14 protein-coding genes are annotated in these 21,126 nt (G+C 57.6%); all 14 read right to left on the bottom strand.

From position 1 onward, the window contains the following. Positions 1-218: 218 nt before the first annotated feature. Positions 219-2,117 carry a GGDEF domain-containing protein gene (locus tag AC1DZ5_RS18985; protein WP_477891932.1) on the bottom strand — a complete coding sequence of 633 codons (1,899 nt, stop codon included), beginning with the start codon at positions 2,115-2,117 and terminating at the stop codon, positions 219-221. A gap of 116 nt (positions 2,118-2,233) precedes the next feature. After that, positions 2,234-4,789 (bottom strand): methyl-accepting chemotaxis protein, encoded by a 2,556-nt coding sequence (locus tag AC1DZ5_RS18990; RefSeq protein ID WP_477891934.1) that lies wholly within the window; start codon positions 4,787-4,789, stop codon positions 2,234-2,236. 49 nt (positions 4,790-4,838) lie between these two features. After that, positions 4,839-5,396 carry a chemotaxis protein CheW gene (locus AC1DZ5_RS18995; RefSeq protein ID WP_477891936.1) on the bottom strand — a complete coding sequence of 186 codons (558 nt, stop codon included), beginning with the start codon at positions 5,394-5,396 and terminating at the stop codon, positions 4,839-4,841. A gap of 12 nt (positions 5,397-5,408) precedes the next feature. Continuing rightward, the gene (locus AC1DZ5_RS19000; protein WP_477891938.1) at positions 5,409-7,871 is read right to left on the bottom strand and encodes a methyl-accepting chemotaxis protein; all 2,463 of its coding nucleotides are present in this window, start codon (positions 7,869-7,871) and stop codon (positions 5,409-5,411) included. Positions 7,872-7,964: 93 nt separating this feature from the next. After that, the gene (locus AC1DZ5_RS19005) at positions 7,965-10,178 is read right to left on the bottom strand and encodes a chemotaxis protein CheA (RefSeq protein WP_477891940.1); all 2,214 of its coding nucleotides are present in this window, start codon (positions 10,176-10,178) and stop codon (positions 7,965-7,967) included. Further along, complete coding sequence (locus tag AC1DZ5_RS19010) at positions 10,175-10,507, bottom strand: STAS domain-containing protein (RefSeq protein ID WP_477891942.1); 333 nt, start codon at positions 10,505-10,507, stop codon at positions 10,175-10,177. The genes AC1DZ5_RS19005 and AC1DZ5_RS19010 overlap by 4 nt, the downstream gene beginning before the upstream one ends. Positions 10,508-10,553: 46 nt before the next feature. Continuing rightward, positions 10,554-10,922 carry a response regulator gene (locus AC1DZ5_RS19015; protein WP_477891943.1) on the bottom strand — a complete coding sequence of 123 codons (369 nt, stop codon included), beginning with the start codon at positions 10,920-10,922 and terminating at the stop codon, positions 10,554-10,556. 9 nt (positions 10,923-10,931) lie between these two features. After that, positions 10,932-12,110, bottom strand: a complete 1,179-nt coding sequence (locus AC1DZ5_RS19020) for a methyl-accepting chemotaxis protein (protein WP_477891944.1) — start codon at positions 12,108-12,110, stop codon at positions 10,932-10,934. A gap of 215 nt (positions 12,111-12,325) precedes the next feature. Beyond that, the gene (locus AC1DZ5_RS19025; protein WP_477891946.1) at positions 12,326-12,799 is read right to left on the bottom strand and encodes a chemotaxis protein CheW; all 474 of its coding nucleotides are present in this window, start codon (positions 12,797-12,799) and stop codon (positions 12,326-12,328) included. Positions 12,800-12,849: 50 nt separating this feature from the next. Beyond that, a complete protein-coding gene (locus AC1DZ5_RS19030; RefSeq protein ID WP_477891948.1) occupies positions 12,850-14,475 on the bottom strand; it encodes a methyl-accepting chemotaxis protein in 1,626 nt (541 codons plus the stop codon). 136 nt (positions 14,476-14,611) lie between these two features. After that, positions 14,612-17,692, bottom strand: coding sequence for a PAS domain S-box protein (locus AC1DZ5_RS19035; RefSeq protein WP_477891950.1), 3,081 nt, complete (start codon positions 17,690-17,692; stop codon positions 14,612-14,614). Positions 17,693-17,876: 184 nt separating this feature from the next. Beyond that, positions 17,877-18,509 carry a response regulator gene (locus AC1DZ5_RS19040; protein ID WP_477891952.1) on the bottom strand — a complete coding sequence of 211 codons (633 nt, stop codon included), beginning with the start codon at positions 18,507-18,509 and terminating at the stop codon, positions 17,877-17,879. 84 nt (positions 18,510-18,593) lie between these two features. After that, positions 18,594-19,226 carry a response regulator gene (locus AC1DZ5_RS19045; RefSeq protein WP_310346302.1) on the bottom strand — a complete coding sequence of 211 codons (633 nt, stop codon included), beginning with the start codon at positions 19,224-19,226 and terminating at the stop codon, positions 18,594-18,596. After that, entirely contained in the window at positions 19,223-21,049 is a 1,827-nt protein-coding gene (locus tag AC1DZ5_RS19050; protein ID WP_477891954.1) for a PAS domain-containing sensor histidine kinase, read from the bottom strand. The genes AC1DZ5_RS19045 and AC1DZ5_RS19050 overlap by 4 nt, the downstream gene beginning before the upstream one ends. Between the last annotated feature and the right edge of the window lie 77 nt (positions 21,050-21,126).

The raw sequence follows: 21,126 nt of genomic DNA on the forward strand, positions 1-21,126 counted from the left end.
CCACAGGAAAGTCATCGTGTCACGGTAGACGCTCCACGGAAAAAACTGTAAGAGCAGTGCCACCAGCCCGAAAAAGGTTAGCGGCATGAGCACAATGAAGGAGTCACGGACCACCGTCAACCATAGATTCCCCCGTTCCAACACCTTCTCACTTAGCGATTTCATGGACATATGCTTGTCGAACCTCTCTACGTGGAAGGTGGATTGAGTGCGTGAATTCATCTAGCCAACACAGCTTGATGGCGCCCTTGCGCCTTGGCTTGGTATAGCGCCTCATCAGCGTTCTTTAGCAACTGTTCCGAACCGCCCCCATGCGCAGGCACCATAACCGCAATACCTACACTTACGGTGACATAGTCGAGCGGTGAAAGGGCATGGTTGAGTGCTAGCGCTCGCACTACTGCACACAAGCGCTCAGCAAGTGCGAGGGCGCCCGCCACTTGTGTGGAGGCAGAGAGGAAGACAAACTCCTCACCACCATAGCGCGCCACGAGATCCCCCGCGCGGGAAGCTTGTGTTTTCAATGCTTGGGCAACGCCCCGCAAGCAGTCGTCTCCGGCCTGATGACCATAGTGGTCGTTGTATTTCTTAAACCAATCTACATCGACCATGGCCAATGCCAGTGATGTCCCTGCTCTCTGCGCGCGGTGCCATTCCAGTTCCAGCGCTCTATCAAAATGCCGACGATTGGCAATGCCTGTCAACCCATCGGTCACACTGAGCTCCGCCAGCTGCCGATTCGCCGCCTCAAGTTCTGCCGTGCGCTCCTGGACCTTGGACTCCAACTGTGATTGGCTCTCTTGCACACGCTCCACCATGTTTGAAAAATCGCGCGCCAACGCACCGATTTCATCGGCAGATTCAAGAGGAAGGGCGTCCTTGTCCAAACGTTCTTTGGAAGCCCCAAAGCGCTGTGTCGCGTGAATCAACCGGTGAAGTGGGATAGCCACCTGCTTCTGCAAAATGGATCGCAGCAGAAAGACCTCCACCAGCAACGTCATCAGCCCCAGAGCAATCACGATGGCCAGGTTACGATAAATGTCCGGTGCCATCAGCGTTCGGGGGTAGTGCACGCTCAACACCCAAGGAGTTCCGGGAATCATGCCCATTGCAATGATGTTTTCTTGCGTATGAAGGATGGTGGCCTTGCCCGGAATCAACGCATTCGCCGCTTGCAGCAGTGGGTAATCACTCGCAATTCGCAGCGATTGGATGGAGGCCGTACCTTCGCTACTTTTGATGTCACCCACAAACTGAGGGTGGTAAATCAGCGTGCCTTGGGCATCTGCCAAAAAAATGGTGCTATACGCCCCTTGAATGGATGGCCGAGCTGTTCGACCCATCAGCTCATCCAGCAACACGTCCACACACGCCAGTATCCGGTGCTTGCCCAAGGTGTCGGGGGTATCCGGAGTAGCGATGGTGGTCATCCACGCGTTGTTGGAGACGTCCCAATACATGCGGGTGAAGAACGCGTCTTCATCAGGCGCCGCAAATCCCCTTGTATAGAACTCGTAGGTCTCGAGTTTCAGTGCGTCGGGGCCGGAGTAAGTAAATGCCTGAGCAACGTCACTGGTCTGGAAGATCGGGAATCCCTTCTCCGGAACGACGCCATAAAAGTTGAACAATCGCCCTTGGGCACTGGAGCCGTACTTGTGAGAGAGGATGTAGGACAGGGCAAACCGCGCCTTGGTGTCGTCATTGGGCGGAATGTCTGGGGCATAGGTGGCCGACATGCCAGCAAACTGCCGGCCATCTGCAAGCGCTTTGCCTTCAAACAAGTTTGGACGCTGGGTATACGACCCGCCGGGATGGCGATAGAAAAATCGGTCAAAGTCCCGTACCAGAATCGCCTTTTGACCCGGACGTGTATAGATGCCCTGAAATTCCCGCAAAAAGTTGCGTTCCAAATCCTTGATTTCTTTGAACGGCAGAGATTCGCGTTGCAGAGTCTGTTCGGTCGAAAGCAGGAGCTGTTTGATCACCGACTCTTCGATCGCCGATTGGTTGACGAAGTACGAAACCACCCCGCCCAAAAGGGCAACGAACCCAATGCGTACAACGGCCAAGCGTAGCGCGCGCCCAGCTAAGGAAGTGGTACGAAAGAGCTCGGCCATAAAAATTACTCTGGTGTATCTGCCAATCCAACACTGGCAGGCAGTGCATACACTGCTTTTGGTCATCTCTTCAGCCCTGGTCCGGGCACTTTGAGCTTACGTTTTGCGACGCACGCTCAAGTTGAAGAAACCCGGAAGAAGCCCATGACTTCCTGCAGTTGTGCCGCTTGCCCGCTCATCTCTTCCGCCGTGGCAGCCAGCTCCTCACTGCTGCTGGCGTTTTGCTGCGTGATCTGGTTGAGCTGATTCATGGCCGTGTTGATCTGGCCCACGCCGCTGGACTGCTCGCTCGATGCCGCAGCAATCTCCTGCACCAGCTCCGAGGTCTTGCCAATCGCGGGCACTATGGTCTCCAGTAGTTTTCCCGCGCTCTCGGCCTTCTCCACGCTGCCGCCAGCCAGTTCGCTGATTTCCTGTGCCGCCACCTGGCTGCGTTCGGCCAGCTTGCGCACTTCGGCGGCCACCACGGCAAAGCCCTTGCCATGCTCGCCGGCACGGGCGGCTTCAATGGCGGCGTTCAGCGCCAACAGGTTGGTCTGGTAGGCAATGTCGTCGATGATGCCGATCTTGCCGGCAATGCTCTTCATTGCTGCCACTGTTTCTTTCACCGCAGCACCACCCTGGACTGCTTCTTTGGCCGCTTGCGAGGCCATGCCGTCCGTCACCTTGGCGTTTTCGGTGTTCTGGTTGATGCTGGCGCTCATCTGCTCGACCGAGGCACTGGTTTCTTCCAAGCTTGCCGCTTGTTCGCTGGTGGCCTGGCTCATGCTCTGGGCAGTGGTACTGACTTGTTCGCTAACCGATGCAATGTTGGTGGCGGCGCTGTTGACCTCGCCGATGATCTGCGAAAGCTTGGCCACCGTGTTGTTGATGGACAACTTGAGCGTGGCAAAAGCACCGCGGTAATCCTTGCGGATACGCTGTGTCAGGTCACCCTGCTCCAAATATCCCAACACCTTTATCACATCGTTCAGGCCGCTTTCATTAGTGCCCATGACCTCGTTCATGCCTTCGGCGACCTGCTTGTAGAAGCCCTGCTTGCCGGCGATGTTGACGCGTTTGGAGAAGTCACCCTCGGTCGCAGCGGTGACCAGCATAGCAATCTCCTGCTCAGCAATCACCTCTGCGGTGCGGTCCGTCCATTCGAGCACGGTCCCCAGGCGCTTGCCATCACCACCAAATATCGGACTGGCACTCAGCTTGAAGATGATGTCGCCCACGGTGATCTGGGTCTCGTGGGTACCCGTCAAATGGGCCAGCATGTTGCGCTGGTGGCTAGGGTTCTTGTGGAAGATATCGAAGTTCTGGTCAATGATCTTGTCAGCACTGAAGTGCGGCAAGGCCTTGCGCAGGTTCGACTCCGAACGGCGCATCAGCGCCTCGGTGGCCTTGTTCATGTAGCGGATGATGCCGTCGTTGTCGGCCATCATCACGTTGACAGCGGCATTGTCCAGCGTGGTCTTGACCTGTATCGCGGCTTGAGTCACCGCTGCGGCTTCCTTTTCGGCAGCCACGTCGGCGGTGCAGTCAGTCCACTCCAGCACCGTGCCCAGGCGCTCGCCCTTCTCGTCATGAATCGGGCTAGCGGACAGCTTGAAGATCATGTCGCCTACCGGAATCTGGGTGACGTGCGTGCCACGCAGGCTGCCCAGCAGGTGGCGCTGGTGGCTGGGGTTCTTGTGGAAGATGTCGAAGTTTGCGCCGATGATCTTGTCGGCGCTGAATTGTGGCAGCACCTTGCGCATGTTGGCTTCGGAGCGCTGCATCAGCGCCTCGGTGGCCTTGTTCATGTAGCGGATGATGCCGTCGTTGTCGGCCATCATCACGTTGACAGCGGCGTTGTCCAGCGTGGTCTTGATGCGCATGGACACTTCAGCAGCGGACGCTGCGTCCCGAAGCACCTCGCTCATGGTCTTCATCGCGGCCATCAAGCTGGTGCGGTCGCCTGACTTGAGATCGATTTGGGTACTCAGGTCGCCCGCGGCTATTCGGCGCGCAATATCGGTGGCGGTCTGCGGTTCACCACCAAGCTCGCGCAGCAGCCCGCGCGTGATCAACCAGCCCATCAGCACCGCAAGCAGCATGGCTGCCACACTCAAGCCCAGCAGGGCCTGGCGGGCGCTGGCGTAGCTCTCGGCGGAAGCGCGCGCATCGGCATTCATGAGTTCACTCTGGAAACGGCTCAAGTCCTGCAGCGCCGCCATATAAGCTCGGTTGACGGGAACGAATTCCTTGAGCAAAAATTCATGGGCATGGGCCTTGTCATTCTTGACCACGCCATACAGCGATTCGTATTTAGCGGCCAGCTCGCTGCGTTTGCTCACGGCTGCGGCGAGCAATTCGCGGCCTTTGGGCACCACCTCCATTTTGTCGATCTTTGCCAAGAGTTCGTCGTTCTCAGCCTTCAGCGTATCGATCTTTTGTCGCATACCCGCGACTTCGCTCTCGGGGACCAAGATCACATCGCGCAGCCGCAGTCCCTGGTCCAGTGCATTGCGCACCACGGTATCGAGCATTTTCACCTTGACGTTGCGGTCCTCAAGGATCAACGTGGTGCTGGCGTGCATGGATGACATGCTGTTGAAAGACATTACCACGATGCCCAGCAGCAACGCCACGACGATGCCAAAACCCAGTGCGAGCTTGGTGCCCACACGCATTTGCGTTTTCATTTTTAGTCCCTGTGTTTCCGCATAGTTGAAAAAACGCATGTCGCCTGCACTAGGCTGGCGATGCTTCGCCGCCCGCCACCCCAGCCAGCGTTGCCATCTCATCGACCGAGAGCACATGGTGGATGTTGAGGATGATCACGAATTTGCCATTGACCTTGCCCATACCGTTCATGAACTCTGCGCGGATGTTGGCACCAAAAGACGGTGGAGGTTCGATCTCGTTTTTCGGTATCTCCAGCACCGCGTTGACCGCATCCACCATCACCCCCACCACCTGGGTTTCGACTTCCGCGGCGTTGCCGCTGGCCACTTCCACGATCACGATGCAGGTACGCCGTGTGACGGTGGTGGCAGCCTTGCCGAAGCGCGCGCTCAGGTCAATCACCGGCACCACCGCGCCACGCAGGTTGATGACCCCGCGAATGAAAGCAGGCATGCGGGGCACTTCGGTCAGGTTGCCGAATTCAATGATTTCCTTGATGGCCAGAATGCCCATGGCGTAGACCTCGCCTCCGAGCATGAAGGTCAGGTACTGGTCTGTTTGTCCCACGCCCTGCCCCATCAGAGTCGCTGGCGTTTGTTGTCTGGCTGCTACCAATGCGTTCATGGCATGGCCTCCTTAGAAGCGTACAAAGCTGGCTTCACTCACCGGCATGTTTTTTGACGCTGTCACCCGGCTTGCCTTGGTTTTTGGAGCCATGGAAGTAGGGCGAGCCGGATTGGCCCTCTGCGCTGGGGCTTGTTCCCCGGTTCTGAAGAAGCCCATCACCTCCTGCAGCTGCGCGGCCTGGCTGCTCATCTCCTCGGCCGTGGCCGCGAGCTCTTCACTGCTGCTGGCGTTTTGCTGCGTGATCTGATTGAGCTGATTCATCGCCGTGTTGATCTGGCCCACGCCGCTGGACTGCTCGCTCGATGCCGCAGCAATCTCCTGCACCAGCTCCGAGGTCTTGCCGATGGCGGGCACGATGGCGTCCAGCAGCTTGCCCGCGCTCTCGGCCTTCTCCACGCTGCCGCCAGCCAGTTCGCTGATTTCCTGTGCCGCCACCTGGCTGCGCTCGGCCAGCTTGCGCACTTCGGCGGCCACCACGGCAAAGCCTTTGCCATGTTCACCCGCGCGGGCCGCCTCAATCGCCGCGTTCAAGGCCAGCAGGTTGGTCTGGTAGGCGATGTCGTCGATGATGCCGATCTTGCCGGCAATGGATTTCATGGCCGTTACGGTTGCCTTGACGGCCTCACCGCCTTGCACCGCTTCTTTGGCCGCTTGCGAGGCCATGCCGTCCGTGACTTTGGCGTTGTCGGTGTTCTGGTTGATCGACGCACTCATCTGCTCGACCGAGGCGCTGGTTTCCTCCACGCTGGCCGCTTGCTCGCTGGTGGCCTGGCTCATGCTCTGGGCTGTGGTAGAGACTTGTTCGCTGGCCGAGGCGATGTTGCTGGCCGCCGCGTTGACCTCTCCAATCACCTGCGAAAGCTTTGCCACCGTGTTGTTGAGGGCTTGCTTGACTTGGTCAAACGCACCTTCATAGTCGCGGGTAACCACCTGGGTCAGGTCACCACGCTCCAGGGCCTGCGCTACCTGGATGGTGTCTTTGAACGCGGTGTCGACCGTATCGGAGAGCTGGTTGAGCAATTCGGAGAGATCCTTGGTGAAGCCTGCCTTGCCCTCCAGGCCCATCTTGGTGCTGAAGTCCCCCATGTTGGCGGAGGCAACGATGTCCCGGATTTCACCAACGATGCCCTTGAGGTTGCCGCGCAGCTGCTCGATAGTGTTGTTGATGAACACTTTCTTGCCAGGCAGCTTCTCCATGGGGGCGTCAAGGTTGCCTTCACCAAACTCCTTGATGCAGGCCATGGCCTTTTTCTTGACTTCAATGTGTCCAAACACCATGGTATTGACGCCCTTGGCCATCTGTGCAAAGTCGTTCTTGAACTTGCCTTCGTCGATCCTGACGTCAATGTCGCCCTTGTCGTGTTCGGCCGACATATGGTTCATCTCGGCAATCAGTCCCTTGAGGTTGCCGCGCATCTGTTCGATGGTGTCGTTGATGAATACCTTTTTGCCAGGCAGCTTCTCCATCGGTGCATCGAAGTTGCCATGACCGAATTCCTGGATACAAGCCATGGCCTTTTTCTTGACCGCGATGTGGCCGCCCACCATGGTGTTGACGCCTTCGGCCATGGCTTTGTACGAACCACCGAATTTGCTGCCGTCCATCGCCACGTCAATATCGCCCCGGTCATGCTCGGTGGACATGTGGTTCATCTGGGCAATCAAGGCTTGCAGGGTGACATTCATGTTCTTCATCGCCGCCATCAGGCTGGTGCGGTCACCTGCCTTGAGCTCGATCTCGGCGCTCAGGTCACCAGCCGCTATCTGGTTGGCAATATCCGCTGCCACATCCGGCTCGCCACCCAGCTGGCGCAGAAAGGAGCGTGTCACGGTGAGGGCGATGATGCCGACCGCCGCCAACGTGAGGCCGGCAATCAGAAGCGAAAGGTTCAGCGCATGGCCCTTGATGGCAGCAGCCTCCTCAGCGCTCTTTTTACCCAATTCGATGTTGTATTGCACATCTTCATCAAAAACCGCAGCCATTTTCTCGGCAACCGGGCGGTTCTTTTCCATGAGCGCCCGCGCCTTTGCCAAACCGGCTTCGCCTTTGCGGGACTCCACCAGGATGGGCTCAATCAGGGTCACGTACTCCGCGAACAGGTTTTTAACCTGAAGCAGCAATGCCTTGTCTTTGTCGTCGCCAATGCAGGAAGCACCCATGCAACCGTCCTTTTCGTACTTCTCGATACCCTCTTGCACACCCTGGATATTTTTCTTGAGGGCAGCCTCAATTTCGTCCCTCCTTGCATCGTCGGTGTTCAGGACGTGCTGGGCTATGCCGAGCCGGGTACGCAACAGATATTTGCGGATATCGCCCAGGAGAGCCAGGCTGGGCACGGTACTGGCGTTGCCGTAATTGGCCGCCTCATACACCTGGTTCATTTGCCGCTGGCCGAGGCCGGTCAGCAGCGCAATGCCGAGCAGCGCGGAGCTGGCCAGCAGAATCATTTTTTGGGTGACGGTGAGTTTCATCTGATTTCTCCTTTATTTGGAACGACTTTTGTTAGATATTTACGCTTGCAGCCCCCGTTGAATGGGCGCAAGCAGCTACTACTTTGATAGCACTCAGCGTCCCAACGCGAGTGTCCGGTTATGTTCTTCCATCGGGTCCTCCCCGGTCATCACCTGGCGCATCAGCCCTGGCACGTCCAGAATCAGCGCTACCTCGCCACTGCCCAAAATGGTGAAACCACCAATGCCTTGGATCAGATTGAACACCTTGCCCAGCGGCTTGATGACGGTCTGGAACTCTCCCATAAGGCGGTCCACCACGAGACCGGCCTTGTGTTCTCCGTAGCGCACCACCACGACGTTTTCGCGCCGTGTCGGCTGGCCCAGCACCTCAAAGTGCTCGCGCAGGCGTCGATAGGGGAGCACCTCACCGCGCAAATTGAGGTAACGCTTGTCGCTGCCGCTTTCGTGGTCCATGTCACTGAGCTCTATACACTCGACCACCGTGTCCAGTGGAATGACGTATGTGGCGTTGCCCACGCCCACCAGAAAGCCATCGATGATGGCCAGCGTCAGGGGCAGGCGGATACGCACCGTGCTGCCTTGGCCCTCCACGCTGTCCAGGTCCACCGTGCCGCGCAGGGCGGCGATGTTGCGTCGCACCACGTCCATGCCAACGCCGCGGCCCGACAGATTGCTCACCGCATCGGCGGTGGAAAAGCCGGCCTCGAAGATCAGGTTGTGAATTTCCTTGTCGCTTAAGGCTTGGCCCTCGTTGACCAGGCCGCGCTCGATGGCCTTCTTGAGAATGCGCTCCTTGTTCAGGCCGCCGCCATCGTCCGAGACTTCGATCACGATGCTGCCCGCGTCGTGGAAGGCGTTGAGCTTGAGCGTGCCCTTGGCCGGCTTGCCCCGGGCCAGTCGCAGCTCGACCGATTCGATGCCGTGGTCCATGGAGTTGCGCACCAGATGGGTCAACGGATCGCCAATGCGCTCCACTACAGTCTTGTCCAGCTCAGTGTCGGCACCGCTAATGTGCAGCTCGATGTCTTTGCCCAGTTCCTTGCCAACATCGCGCACCACGCGCTGGAAGCGATTGAAGGTGCCGCCGATCTGGACCATGCGCAGGTCCAGTGCGGAATCGCGCACTTCTTCCACCAGCCGGGAGATCGTCGCCGTGCTCTCCAATAGCTCGGGCACACCGGCACGCCGGGCGGCCAGACTGGCGCCGGCGCCGGCGATGATGAGTTCACCGACCAGGTTGATCAGAGCGTCCAGCTTGTCGGCATCTACACGGATCAGGTTGGCCTCGGCGGCCTTGCTGTCCTTGCGTTGCTTTTGTTTCTCCAGCGCGGCATCCACCACCGGGGGTTGCACCATGTGTTGCCCCACCAGCACTTCACCAATGGGCTGCGTGGCCTCACCTTGCATGTGGGACTGCGCTTTCTGGATGCGCAGCGCGGTGTCAAGCTCGTTTTGCGTCAAGGTGCCGCAGCGCACCAGCATGTCACCCAGCAGCAGATCCTGCTCCTGCTGCATGTCGCCCAACAGACTCCGGTACTCGTCGATCTTGCTGTGCGGTGGCAGGATGCGGATGCGGCAGTCCTCACGTACGAACTCGAACACGTTCTCGATGGTGGCCTTGTCGGCCTCGCTCTTGAAGCTGATTTCAAAGCCCAGGTAGCAGGTCTCGGGGTCCATGCTGGCTACCGGGGGAATGGCATCCAGCAGCGTGACGATATGCACCACCTGGCCCAACGTGCCCAGGTAGCGGATGAAGGACAGGGGGTCCATGCCGTTGCGCAGCACGTCGTGCCCAAAGCGCAGCGACAGGTGCCAGTGGTCGGCTTGCACCTCACCACCTACGTGGGCGGTGGGAACTGGCACGAACGCCACAGGTACCTTGGCTGCGGATGCAGACGCCTGCGCCGCAGGCTTGTCATCCAAATAGTCACTCAGCTGTTCGACCAGTGCCTGCCCTTGGGCCAACACCTGCGTGGATGGCTCACCGCCCTGGGCGAGGTGGTCCACCAGCTCCCGCATGTGGTCGCCACTTTGCAGCAGCACAGCCACCAGCTCGGGGGTCACATCCAGCTCGTTGGCGCGGACCTTGTCCAGCACGCTCTCAGCCACATGCGTAAAGGCCACGATGCCGTCCAAGCCAAAGAGCCCGGCCGAGCCCTTGATGGTGTGCGCCGCACGGAAGATGGCGTTGACGGTGTCTGCGTCGTCCGGGGCCTGCTCGATGCACAAGAGCGCCTCTTCCATGTGCTGCAGCAGGTCCCGGGCTTCGGCAATGAAGGTTTGTAGTGCGTCGTCGAAATTCATGGGGTGGACTCCGCTACGTGGACCAATACGGTGTCGCCAAAGAAGCCTTCCAGGTCGCACAGGTCCAAGATATCCAGCACGCACGGGCTGTGGTCGGTGATGCTCAGGGTTTTGTCCTGCGCATGCGCCTCGGTCTTGACCAGTACCAACAATTGCAATCCAGCGGAGTCGATCTCGGTGACGGCACCCAGGTTGAGTTCAACTTGCTTGTATTGCTCCAGCGGTGCCAGCAATTGATCCTTCAATTCTTGCGCGGTGTAGATCGTCATTTCACCCTCGACGAGGATGCGGCACAGGCCATCCTTGGTGCGTTCAACAGTCACTCCCATGGTGTCTCCTTGGTGGGTTGTGTTTGGGTGTGGGGCGAGGGACCACTCAAGGCAGAATCAGCTTGGCAACTGCGGCCAGCATTTGCGCCGGCTGGAAGGGTTTGACCACCCATGCCTTGGCACCCGCGGCTTGACCGGCCTGCTTTTTGGCCTCACCGGCCTCGGTGGTGAGCATGATGATGGGGGTGAATTTGTAGGCGGGTAGCTTCTTGGCCTCGGCGACGAAGGTGATGCCGTCCATGTTGGGCATGTTCACGTCGCTAATGATGAGGTGAATCTTTTGGCCGTTGAGCTTGGTCAAGGCATCGCGCCCATCGCAGCCTTCGATGACGTCATAACCCGCCCCCTTGAGGGTAATGCTGACGACCTGGCGCAGAGAGGCGGAATCGTCCACGATCAGAATGGTTTTAGCCACGTGTTTCTCCTAAAAAAAAGTAATTTCGGTTGAGTCGCTGAGTGTCTGGGTGTGTGTTGGGCCACTGCCACCGTGCGTCGCGTACTGTTCTTGCGTGGTGTAGGTGCTGGCCAGCTCCTCCAGCCACGCATGCGTGTCGATGGGTTGGGGCCGGGTGCCCTCCGCAATGGCGTGCGCGCTCTGCTCCAAGGTCTGGATGAGCTTGCCCTGGTCGTCCCGAACATGGCCCAGCATCTGGCTGACGCGGTCCTGGAACTGCAGGGCCACCAGCACATCGGAGATTTCGCTCTGCATGCGTTGACTTTCCTCGCGCAGCACGTCGGCAGAGTGGCTCAGATCGTTGGCAGTGTTGCCGAACTCCCCCAGCACGGTCTCGATCACTCGCTCGGAGTGGGACACCATTTGGGCGTCTTTGTCGGCGTATTGGCGTGAGACTTGCAACGTGCTGGCAATGGCCTTGTTGACGGTGTCCACGGTTTCGGCGATCTTCTTGCCGGTCTCCCCCGATTGCTTGGAGAGCATGCGCACTTCACTGGCCACCACCGCGAAGCCACGCCCGACTTCACCGGCGCGCGCGGCTTCGATGGCGGCATTGATGGCCAGCAGATTGGTCTGTTGGGCGATGGCACCCACGTCCTTCGCCATTTGCTGCAACGCGTCGGTAAAACTAGACAGGCCGTGCACCTCCTGAAGCAGGTCTTCTTTTTCTTTCAGGCTGGAGCGCAACGCAGCGATGATTGCATTGAGTTCGGTTTGGCTGTCGTTGAGGAGTGCCACCACACCCTTGGTGACACCATCACCACTGGCACTGCTATGTGAGGCGGCAACCGCACTTTGCAGGTGCTGGGACAGGTTGGCAAAGCGCGTCGCCAGGTCGTTGATGCCTTGTTCGGTCTGGGAGCGCGCCATTTCGATCTGGCTGGACCAGACCGGCAACACGCCCACGCACAGGGGCTCCAGGCCCGCTATGGACTGAGCGCGCACACCGTGTTCGACGCGCCGGCACAGGGCACGGGCTTGCCCCACGGCCCACCAGGCCGCGCCCATCGTGACCAACGCCGTACCCGCGGCCAGAACCAGCGGGGGCAGGTCCATGGGAACCATGATGGCCGCAATGCCGAAGGCACCACATGCAACAACCGGCCCACTCGCCTGGTAGATACCACTCCCACTTACAGTCTTTCGCATGCTCGTCCATTCCCAGGGTTGCCTTGTACGGTGGCTGTGTCGGAACCAAAAAAGCCCCTGACACTTGCATGGAGAATGAACGAACCGGGAACAATGGACTATCAGGCGATCTTGATTTGCGTGTAAGGAAATGTGTCAAAGGTGTAGGGATGGAGCCAAAAATTGGTAGGCCCATTCCTACGTCAAGACGAGAGCAGTCGCCTTCCTCCAGCGGTTCAATGCGGCGTCCGGGCCACCACGCCCATCTCGGCGCTGCCCATGAGCGTGACGATGTCCAACAAGATCAACATGCGGTCATCCAGCGCACCAAGGGCCAACAGGTGCTCGTTTCCGATGACCGACGACAACTCGGGCACCGCACGCAGTTGGTCTGGCATGAGTGTCATGACATCCGACACTCCATCAACCACCATACCTATCACCCGCTCGCCGATGTTGAGCATGATGACCACTGTCGCGTCGTCATAGTTCACCTGCTCCAGGTTGAACTTCATGCGCATGTCAATGATCGGCACGATCACGCCGCGCAGATTGATCATTCCCTTGATGAAAGCCGGCGCGTGCGCCATACGGGTGGGCTCCTCGTAGGAGCGAACCTCTTGCACCCGCAAGATGTCGATGCCGTACTCCTCGCTTCCGAGTTTGAAAGCCAAGAACTCACGAATGGAGGTGATTTGCTGTTGCTGCATACCGTCGATCTCACCAAGGTTCGTGAGTTATTTAGGCCATCATCCCTTGTCTAAAGGGCGCGAGATGCTATCAAAACAGTAGCATTTCTAGATTGACTCCGGTTGATCGTGGGCATCCCATCCAAGTGGAAGACGCCCACCATCCGGGACAAATCACTAGCCTTGTCCTGCAGTGCGCGGGCCACGGCTCCGGTTTCCTCCACCAGCGCGGCGTTTTGCTGCGTGACCGAGTCCATCTGCGCAATGGCGATGTTGATCTGCTCGATGCCCAGGAACTGCTCCCGGCTGGCGATGGTAATTTCACCCATGATGTCGGTCACCTTTTTGACGCTGTCGACGATGTCGCCCATCGTCTCCCCAGCTTCGCCAACCAGGCGGCTGCCAACCTCGACCTTGCTGACCGAGTCGTCGATCAGGGTCTTGATTTCCTTGGCGGCGTCGGCCGAGCGTTTGGCAAGGCCACGCACCTCAGACGCCACCACAGCAAAGCCCCGGCCTTGCTCCCCGGCCCGGGCCGCTTCCACTGCCGCGTTCAGGGCCAAGATGTTGGTCTGGAAGGCAATGCCATCGATGACACCAATGATGTCCACGATCTTGCGGGAAGAGTCGTTGATGGAGCCCATGGTCTGAACCACCTGTGCCACCACCTCACCCCCTCTGACGGCCACTAGCGACGCCGAGGTCGCCAGCTCGTTGCCTTGGCGTGCATTGTCGGCATTGGCCTTCACAGTACTGGTCAGTTCCTCCATCGCGCTGGCCGTATTCTCCAACGCGCTGGCCTGGTTTTCGGTACGTGTCGCCAGCTCCTGATTGCCTGCGGCAATCTGGCTGGTGGTGCTGACGACGGTGTCGGTACCCGCGCGTACCCCACCCACGATGCCGACCAGACTGTCGCGCATGGCTTTCATAGCCGCCATCAAGCTGCCTCGATCGTTGGGCGCTGTATGGATAGCAACAGTCAGGTCACCGGACGCAATCCTGGTGGCGATGTCGGCTGCATCGTTGGGCTCGCCCCCGAGTTGGGCGAGTAAACCGCGCACGATTCTCCAGAAGATCAGGGTGACCAAGCCACTGGAGGACAGCAGTAGCACCAGCATGACCCAGTTAGCGTTCTCGATTGCCGATCTGGCATTGGCTTCGTCGGTTTCGTTGCGTTTGTTGGCCAGCTCCACCAGGGTGTTGACGGCGCTGCGATGCGCATCGTAGCTTTGCTTCATGGCGTCCAGCGCAGCATTGGCCGCGGCCATGTCATCCTTTTCCAAGGCCGGTATCAATTGACCCAAGGCGACTTGGTAGAACGCCTGTGCTGGCTTGTCGGCTTGGTTAAGCAATTGGTCCTTGAGCGCCGCATCCAGATTTTCCTTGACCCAAAAGTCGTGCCGGGTGTCATAGTCCTTCTTCAAGGCTTTGAAACTGTCAATCAGGGTCGGGCGCTGGGCGGACGGTGCTGCCATCAGCTGCAGGGTCACCAGATAGGACTCGATGATGTACTCAGGGGGCGGGAGGATGTCGGCAATCAGATCCTTGCCCTGCACAATGCGCTGATAGAACGGTCCGTTGACCTTCAGGTTATTTAGTACCTTGAACGACCAAGCGCCATAGGCCACAAAGCTGAGCAGGATGATGAGCAACAAAGCGAGCAGACGCTGCGACAGTTTCATACGTTCAAAAATCATAGGGACACTCGATGGGAATAGCCGGAAGACGACAGACTACAAAAATCCATCCAATCGGACCATCGGACCGGTCTGATTTACCTGTAGGGATATGCAACAAGGCCCGTAGGGATGACCCTACTGCAACCCACTCGTATCACACGTCAACGATGCGAATCTCCAGCGTGGTGCCGTGATCAGGGGAGGATTCAATTGATAACTCGCCACCCAGGTGGAGCGCCCCCTCGGAAAGACCAATCAGGCCAAAGCAACCATCACCACGCAGTGCTGCCGGGTCAAAACCACAACCATTGTCGTGCACAACCAAGCAGCAGACACCATCATCGGCAACGAGTGAAACAGTCACCTGCGTGGCTGCCGCATGCAGGGCGACATTCAACAGGGCTTCCTTCGTGGCGCGGTACAAGAAAGTGTTGAATGCATCGCTGAGCACAATGCCATCTTGCAGGGTCAGGACGAAATCGAGCCCAACGCCCTTGAAATCGTCCGTAAGCCATTGCAAAGCAGAAACCAACCCCAAGTCGAGTACCGCAGGCCGCAGCGCGGATACCATACCGCGAATGCGGGCGATGCCGTGGTCTGCAATGCTGTGCATAGTTTTGAGCACTTGCGAGTGTTTGGCGTCGGCATCGCCCATCTCCAGCGATGCGAGGTGTAGGCGCAGGGCTGCAAAGTTCTGGGCCAAGTCTTCATGCATCTCGTAGGCCAACCGTCTGCGCTCCTTCTCGCGCTCGGTTTCCTGGTGCGCGGCCAGCGCGCGCACAATATCGCGGGATCTTCGCAGGCGCTCCTCCGCGATCCTGCGTTCCGAAATATTCAAGACAAAGCATGTCAGACCCACGACATCACCGGCCTCCGAACGGATGGGGGCCCAATGGTTCAACCAATGTTGGCGCGAAAGCAGCTCGCTGCCATAGGTTTCTTCCAACACAAAACTATCGCCTGCCAAAGCGCGGGCCATGCTAGTTTGGGCTACCAGACGGTCGGGGTGATCGCCAATCACATCCAGCATGTTCATGCCAATGCCGATATCTTTGCCCCAAATTGCTTGCATCGTCCCTCGGTGTTTGCGGTTGAAAGCCAAATAACGATACGTTGTATCCAGCGCAAAAATGATGATCTCGGGAGAGCTCTCAACGATGGCCTGCAAGAGCTCATTGCGCGACTGAATGTGCGCCTCGCTGGCCCGCAAGGCCAGTTCAGCTTCCTTTCGTTCAGTGATATCGCGGGCAATACCGAGCACACCTGTGACCTTGCCATCGGCTCCGTAAACCGGCACCTTACGTGTTTCCAATAAGGCTCGTCGCCCGTCGTCAGCGTAATTGACCCACTCCTCATTCAAACGAATGGTGCCTACCTCGATTGCTTTCAAATCCTGCTCGCGAAAAAAGTCGGCCAGCTCGGTATCAAAAAGATCGTAGTCGGTTCGTCCAAAAATATAGGACTCTGTCATTCCGGTCAGACGCGAGAACGCGTGGTTGCTTAGCTGATAAACACCTTCCGCATCTTTGAACCAAACCATGTCCGGCATGGTTTGCAGCACGCTCAACAGGCGCTTTCTGGTTTCATCCAGACGCTGCTGCGCCTCCATATTCTTTGTCACATCGCGCGACAAAACCAGGAACGTCGCATCGGATGGTGCGCGGCCTAATTTCTTTGCGATGGAGTGCTCGTACCAGAATGACTCTCCGCCCGGCTGTTCAACGCAGATGGCTTTGCTGAAAGACGAACCTCTTGCATCGGCCTCGGCGATGGCTTGCATGGCGGTTGCGGCATTTTCCGGGGAAAGCACATCGTAGAGTGTTTTGCTCAGAAGGTCGGATTTTTGAGTGGCCTGTACATTCGGGTTTTGCATCCACACATTCAGGTACCGCCCCTCGCGATCAACCTCAAACAGAGTGTCCGGGACTGCGTTGATAACCCCGTTGCTGAACTCCAGCGCTTCCTTGAGTCGCTGCTCGGCATGCTTGCGATCCGTGATGTCGTGGCAAATGCTGAACACACTCTTAACCTCGCCATCCGCACCCAATTCAGGCGCAAAACGGTTATGAAAATACCGCCGTTGTCCGTCTGCGTCTACATGCTCCACTTCGATTTCACCAGGTTCGCCCGTCTCGCAAATGCGCCGAACCAAGGCCACTATGGCGGCACCCTCATGGGTCGAAATGATTTTTCCGTCCGAAGACGCTCCACCCACTAGCAATGGGGCAGGTATCCCGGCGATGCGCTCAACGGCGGCATTGACATAGATACGGCGACCATCTGGGGCATAGCGGAAGATGGGCTCGGGTGCGTTTTCCACAAGGGTGCGGAATTCCTGCTCACGTGCGAGAAGTTCTGTCTCCATGCACTTTCGCTCTGTGATATTGACCGCAAAGATGGTCAATCCAATGATTTCACCTTGGTGGTTGCGAATCGGCGAGCCGTGGTTTTCGTGGAACTCGTTCGTTGTGACCCCATTCTTGACCATCACCTCATGCGATTCGAGGGAGAAACTATGCCCAGCCAGCACCCGGTCGAATCCATTGCGGCAAAATTCCCGGTACGCTTCGGTATCGACTGCATCAAGCATGCTCATACCGACCGAGATGTCTACTCTCCAAGCGCGCTTGGCCGCTTCTCGAAATTTTTCATTGAAGGCCAAGAAACGGTAGCTGCGGTCCAGCGCATAGATGTAAATGCGCGATGGGCTCTCAAAAATCGATTCCAGCAGGTTAGCGGTTTGCGCCTGCTTGCGCTCGGTGATGTCGTGAATGAAGCCATGCCAAACCACGCCTCCGTCTGTGTGGTGCTGCGGGTTGCTATGCCCCTCCATCCAGCGCTCCCCCCGCGCGGGGCGGACAATGCGGTATTCCACATGCCATGGTGTCATAGTGCGCGCAGATTGGGCCCCCGACTCGCGCAGCCGCTGAACGTCGTCGGGGTGGATCAGTGCCAAAAGGGGTTGTGCATCATCAACGACGTCTTGCGGACTAAGGCCGAAAAACTCCCAAATCCGCGGAGAAACATACGGTATGCAAATCGAACCATCCGCGCGCAAATGAAAGCTGACCGACATGCCCGGAGAGGCGTCCAACAGGGTTCGAAGTTCCTGTTCACGCTGCTCGAGGGTCAGTTCCCTGCGCCTACGCTCTATGCGCCCACCACAGGAAAACGCCAGCAAACCGGCCGCCAAACGCCGAAATAAACGAGTCCATTTAAGCGTCAAATCACTCATAGCCCGGATGCGACCCCTGTGATTTCTTCTTTGATAGCTGCAATTCACTCATGGATTTCTTATGGGCGTGGCTTTTTTTAAACGAATGGAAGAGATGCCACATCCGGATGACTATCAGGAATTCTTGTTTCCAGTGTATGGAGAGAGGTAATTCCTGTAGGGATAGGATTATCTGCACGCGGGGCTACTCCACAAGACCATGAGCGAGTGCGTAGCGCACCAGCTCGGCATTGCTGTGAATGCCCATTTTTTCCATGAGACGCGCTTTGTGGGTACTGACCGTCTTGTTGCTAATGGCCAATTCCTCCGCGATGTTATTGATACTTCTGCCACGACTCCACAGCCGCAGGATATGAAGCTCGCGATCAGTCAGTCTTTGGTGACGGGGCCCCTGGCCATCGGTGCTCCCCGCAAACACAATGTGCTCAGCCAGTTTAGGGTCAATATACTGCCCCCCAGTAGCAGTCTTTCGGATGGCGGCCATCAGGTCTCGCGGATCGTTGTCCTTGGTCAGGTAGCCGGTTGCGCCGGCCCGCAGCACACGCACGACGACTGCTGGTTCGTTATGCATGCTCAGCACCAGAATGGGTAGTGCCGGAAATTTAGCTTGCACCCAGCAAATCAGGTCTACGCCGCTGACGTCGGGCATGGTGAGATCGAGCAGCATCAAGTCGAACTCTCCCTCGCGCAGAAGCTCCATGACCCGAGCGCCATTCTCGGCTTCTGCCGCAACCACCACGTCGTCACTCAGGGCAACTATCTGTTTCACACCCTCTCGCATGAGGGCATGATCGTCAGCGACCAGCAACCGGATCATTGTCAACTCGATACTGCATATACCGAGAGCGTACCGGCAATCAAGCCATTGCGCTGTCAGGCGATCTTGATTGTCTGTAGGGATTTACTCAATCAGGCCATGCGCAACGGCATAACGCACCAGCTCAGAGTTATTCTGAAAGTTCATTTTCAGCATCAGCCGTGCCTTGTGGGTGCTGACGGTCTTGTTACTAATAGCCAGCTCTTCGGCGACGTCGTTAACGCTCATGCCCCGAACCAACAGCCGCAGAATATGAAATTCACGGTCCGAAAGAAGCTCATGTGGCGGGCGTTGCGCAGAACTCCCCACCTCGAACACCATTTGTTCAGCCAGACTGGGATCAATGAAGCGCCCGCCGGCCGCCACCTTGCAAATGGCCGCAATCAAGATTTCGGGCCGACTGTCCTTGGTCAGATAACCCGACGCTCCCGCATTGAGCGCACGCCGAGCAACCTGCAGTTCGTTGTGCATACTGAGAACCAGAATGGGAGGAGCTCCGTCCTGCGCACAGATACGGTTAATTAGATTCACCCCGCTTACTCCAGGCATGGTCATGTCGAGCAGCACCACGTCAAAGCGCTCTCTACGCAAAACCTCCAATACCTGAGCACCATCGGTCGCCTCACCCGCCACTACGACATCGACGTCCAATGCAAACAGTTGCTTCAACCCCTCACGCACGATGGCGTGGTCATCAGCTATCAATACCCGTATCATGTCTCTACCGCATTCATTGACTGATGGTGAATAGGAAATTCCAAACGGACTGTTACCCAGCCCGGTGTACCAGATATCTCCACCTTCCCTCCCAAGAGTAGCGCCCGCTCCCGGATACCAACCAGCCCAAAGGATTTTTCCTGGCGCAGGGTAGGATCAAATCCTATGCCATTGTCCCGCACTTCTAACCAGACGCACTCGCTTTTTTGCTCCAACGTGATATTCACTTGAGTCGCTTGCGCGTGCCGCACAATGTTGGTAAGCGATTCTTGGACGATTCGAAAAATCGCCGTTGCACGCACGTCATCCAAATGGATATCGTCCTCGCGTAAATGCAGTTCACACTGGATACCGGTTCGCTCAACATAGTCGCCGGCCAACCACTCCAGAGCCGACACGATCCCCATGTCCAGCGCCGCTGGCCGCAAAGAAGTCACGACGTCGCGCACCACTTTGATAGTGGAATCCACCATATCAACCAAGCGCAGCGTCTTTTCCCGCAGAGACACATTGCTCGCCCCGAACTCCAAGTCCACCACCGAAATACCCAAGCGCAGCGCCAACAAGTACTGCCCCAATTCATCGTGCAACTCCCGCTTGAGATGCCGACGCTCATCCTCACGCGCAACCTCATTGCGTGCCGCCAACTGACGCAGCAAATGCTGCGACTCCTCAATGCGAAGCTCCATCTGCTTGCGTTCGGTAATATCGCGCGAGATCCCCACAATGCGGTGAATGCGACCGCTGTCATCACGCACAGGAATAAGGGTTGAATGGTAGTGGCGCAGCCCACTGGGCATATCGAGCGCTAACTCCTCGTCGATCGCGATGCCGGCCGCAATGCATCTGCGGTATTTACCAATAACGAGCCGGGCCGTTTCTGGTGGCACCGCTTCTTCGACGAATTTTCCGACGAGTTCTGTGTTGGATATACCTGACGATTTCTCAAATGCGCGATTAACTTCAAGATTGCGAAAACGCCCGTCGGGCGTCACTTCGAGTAAATAGAGCGTATCCAGAACATTGTCGAAAATTCCTCTGTAACGCTGCTCCCGTTCGCTCAACGCCTGCTCCATGCGCTTGCGCTCGGTAATGTCCCGAGAAAGACCTATGAAGCGTGGCTCCCGCCCCGCAACGACATTTTTACGAGCGACCGAGAGTTCAAACCAAAACGTTCCGTGCGGGAGTTTCAGTTCCAACTGTTTGCCAAACGACGTGCCGGTTTCGTGAGCCTCGCGCAGTGCTGACATGCAGACCTCCGCCGACTCAGCGGACATGACGTCAAACACCGTTTTTCCGATGAGATCTTCAGGCGGCGCAACCAGCAAACTGGAGCGGGGGGGGTGAACGCTGTAGTAACGGCCATCCAGCCCCAGCTCGAACAACAAGTCCGGCATCGCGTCCAGGGTAGCCTGTAGCTTGTTCTGAGAGCGCCGCACTTTCTCATTCAGTATCTTCAGCTTGCGATTGGAACGTCGCAGATGGAGCAAGAAATACGCGCCTCCGGCACAAACAAGAGCACCGTTTCCGAACAGTGTCCATAACCAGCGCTGCAGGAGTTCGCGTTGGCGCAGCTCCGCGGTCTGTTGCGCACCGCGTTGCGTCAACGCATCAATTTCTCGTTGCGTGGCCTCCGCCTCATGCAGCTGGGCGAGTTCGACCACGCGTACGCCGGTTCTTTCTGCCCATACCGCAGTTGGCAGGCCAAGGCACCAACACAACGCCAACCAACCAACCAACGCTTGCACCAACGTCGGGCAGATGTTGTTTGCGCGCACCGAATAAACACCCGCTTTCAACAACTTCGTAGGTTTCACATGCATCAAGTTCACCCAAACAGATTTGTGGTCGATAAATCGTGATGAGACTGGGAAAGCGCACATCGATTCGTATGTAAATC

The organism is Rhodoferax sp. P1_F3 (assembly GCF_056405715.1).

Excerpts from the sequence above, each read along its gene's own strand:
- AC1DZ5_RS18985 (WP_477891932.1), bottom strand. The coding sequence starts at position 2,117 with ATGGCCGAGCTCTTTCGTACCACTTCCTTAGCTGGGCGCGCGCTACGC.
- AC1DZ5_RS18990 (WP_477891934.1), bottom strand. The coding sequence starts at position 4,789 with ATGAAAACGCAAATGCGTGTGGGCACCAAGCTCGCACTGGGTTTTGGC.
- AC1DZ5_RS18995 (WP_477891936.1), bottom strand. The coding sequence starts at position 5,396 with ATGAACGCATTGGTAGCAGCCAGACAACAAACGCCAGCGACTCTGATG.
- AC1DZ5_RS19000 (WP_477891938.1), bottom strand. The coding sequence starts at position 7,871 with ATGAAACTCACCGTCACCCAAAAAATGATTCTGCTGGCCAGCTCCGCG.
- AC1DZ5_RS19005 (WP_477891940.1), bottom strand. The coding sequence starts at position 10,178 with ATGAATTTCGACGACGCACTACAAACCTTCATTGCCGAAGCCCGGGAC.
- AC1DZ5_RS19010 (WP_477891942.1), bottom strand. The coding sequence starts at position 10,507 with ATGGGAGTGACTGTTGAACGCACCAAGGATGGCCTGTGCCGCATCCTC.
- AC1DZ5_RS19020 (WP_477891944.1), bottom strand. The coding sequence starts at position 12,110 with ATGCGAAAGACTGTAAGTGGGAGTGGTATCTACCAGGCGAGTGGGCCG.
- AC1DZ5_RS19025 (WP_477891946.1), bottom strand. The coding sequence starts at position 12,799 with ATGCAGCAACAGCAAATCACCTCCATTCGTGAGTTCTTGGCTTTCAAA.
- AC1DZ5_RS19030 (WP_477891948.1), bottom strand. The coding sequence starts at position 14,475 with ATGATTTTTGAACGTATGAAACTGTCGCAGCGTCTGCTCGCTTTGTTG.
- AC1DZ5_RS19035 (WP_477891950.1), bottom strand. The coding sequence starts at position 17,692 with ATGAGTGATTTGACGCTTAAATGGACTCGTTTATTTCGGCGTTTGGCG.
- AC1DZ5_RS19040 (WP_477891952.1), bottom strand. The coding sequence starts at position 18,509 with ATGATCCGGTTGCTGGTCGCTGACGATCATGCCCTCATGCGAGAGGGT.
- AC1DZ5_RS19045 (WP_310346302.1), bottom strand. The coding sequence starts at position 19,226 with ATGATACGGGTATTGATAGCTGATGACCACGCCATCGTGCGTGAGGGG.
- AC1DZ5_RS19050 (WP_477891954.1), bottom strand. The coding sequence starts at position 21,049 with ATGCATGTGAAACCTACGAAGTTGTTGAAAGCGGGTGTTTATTCGGTG.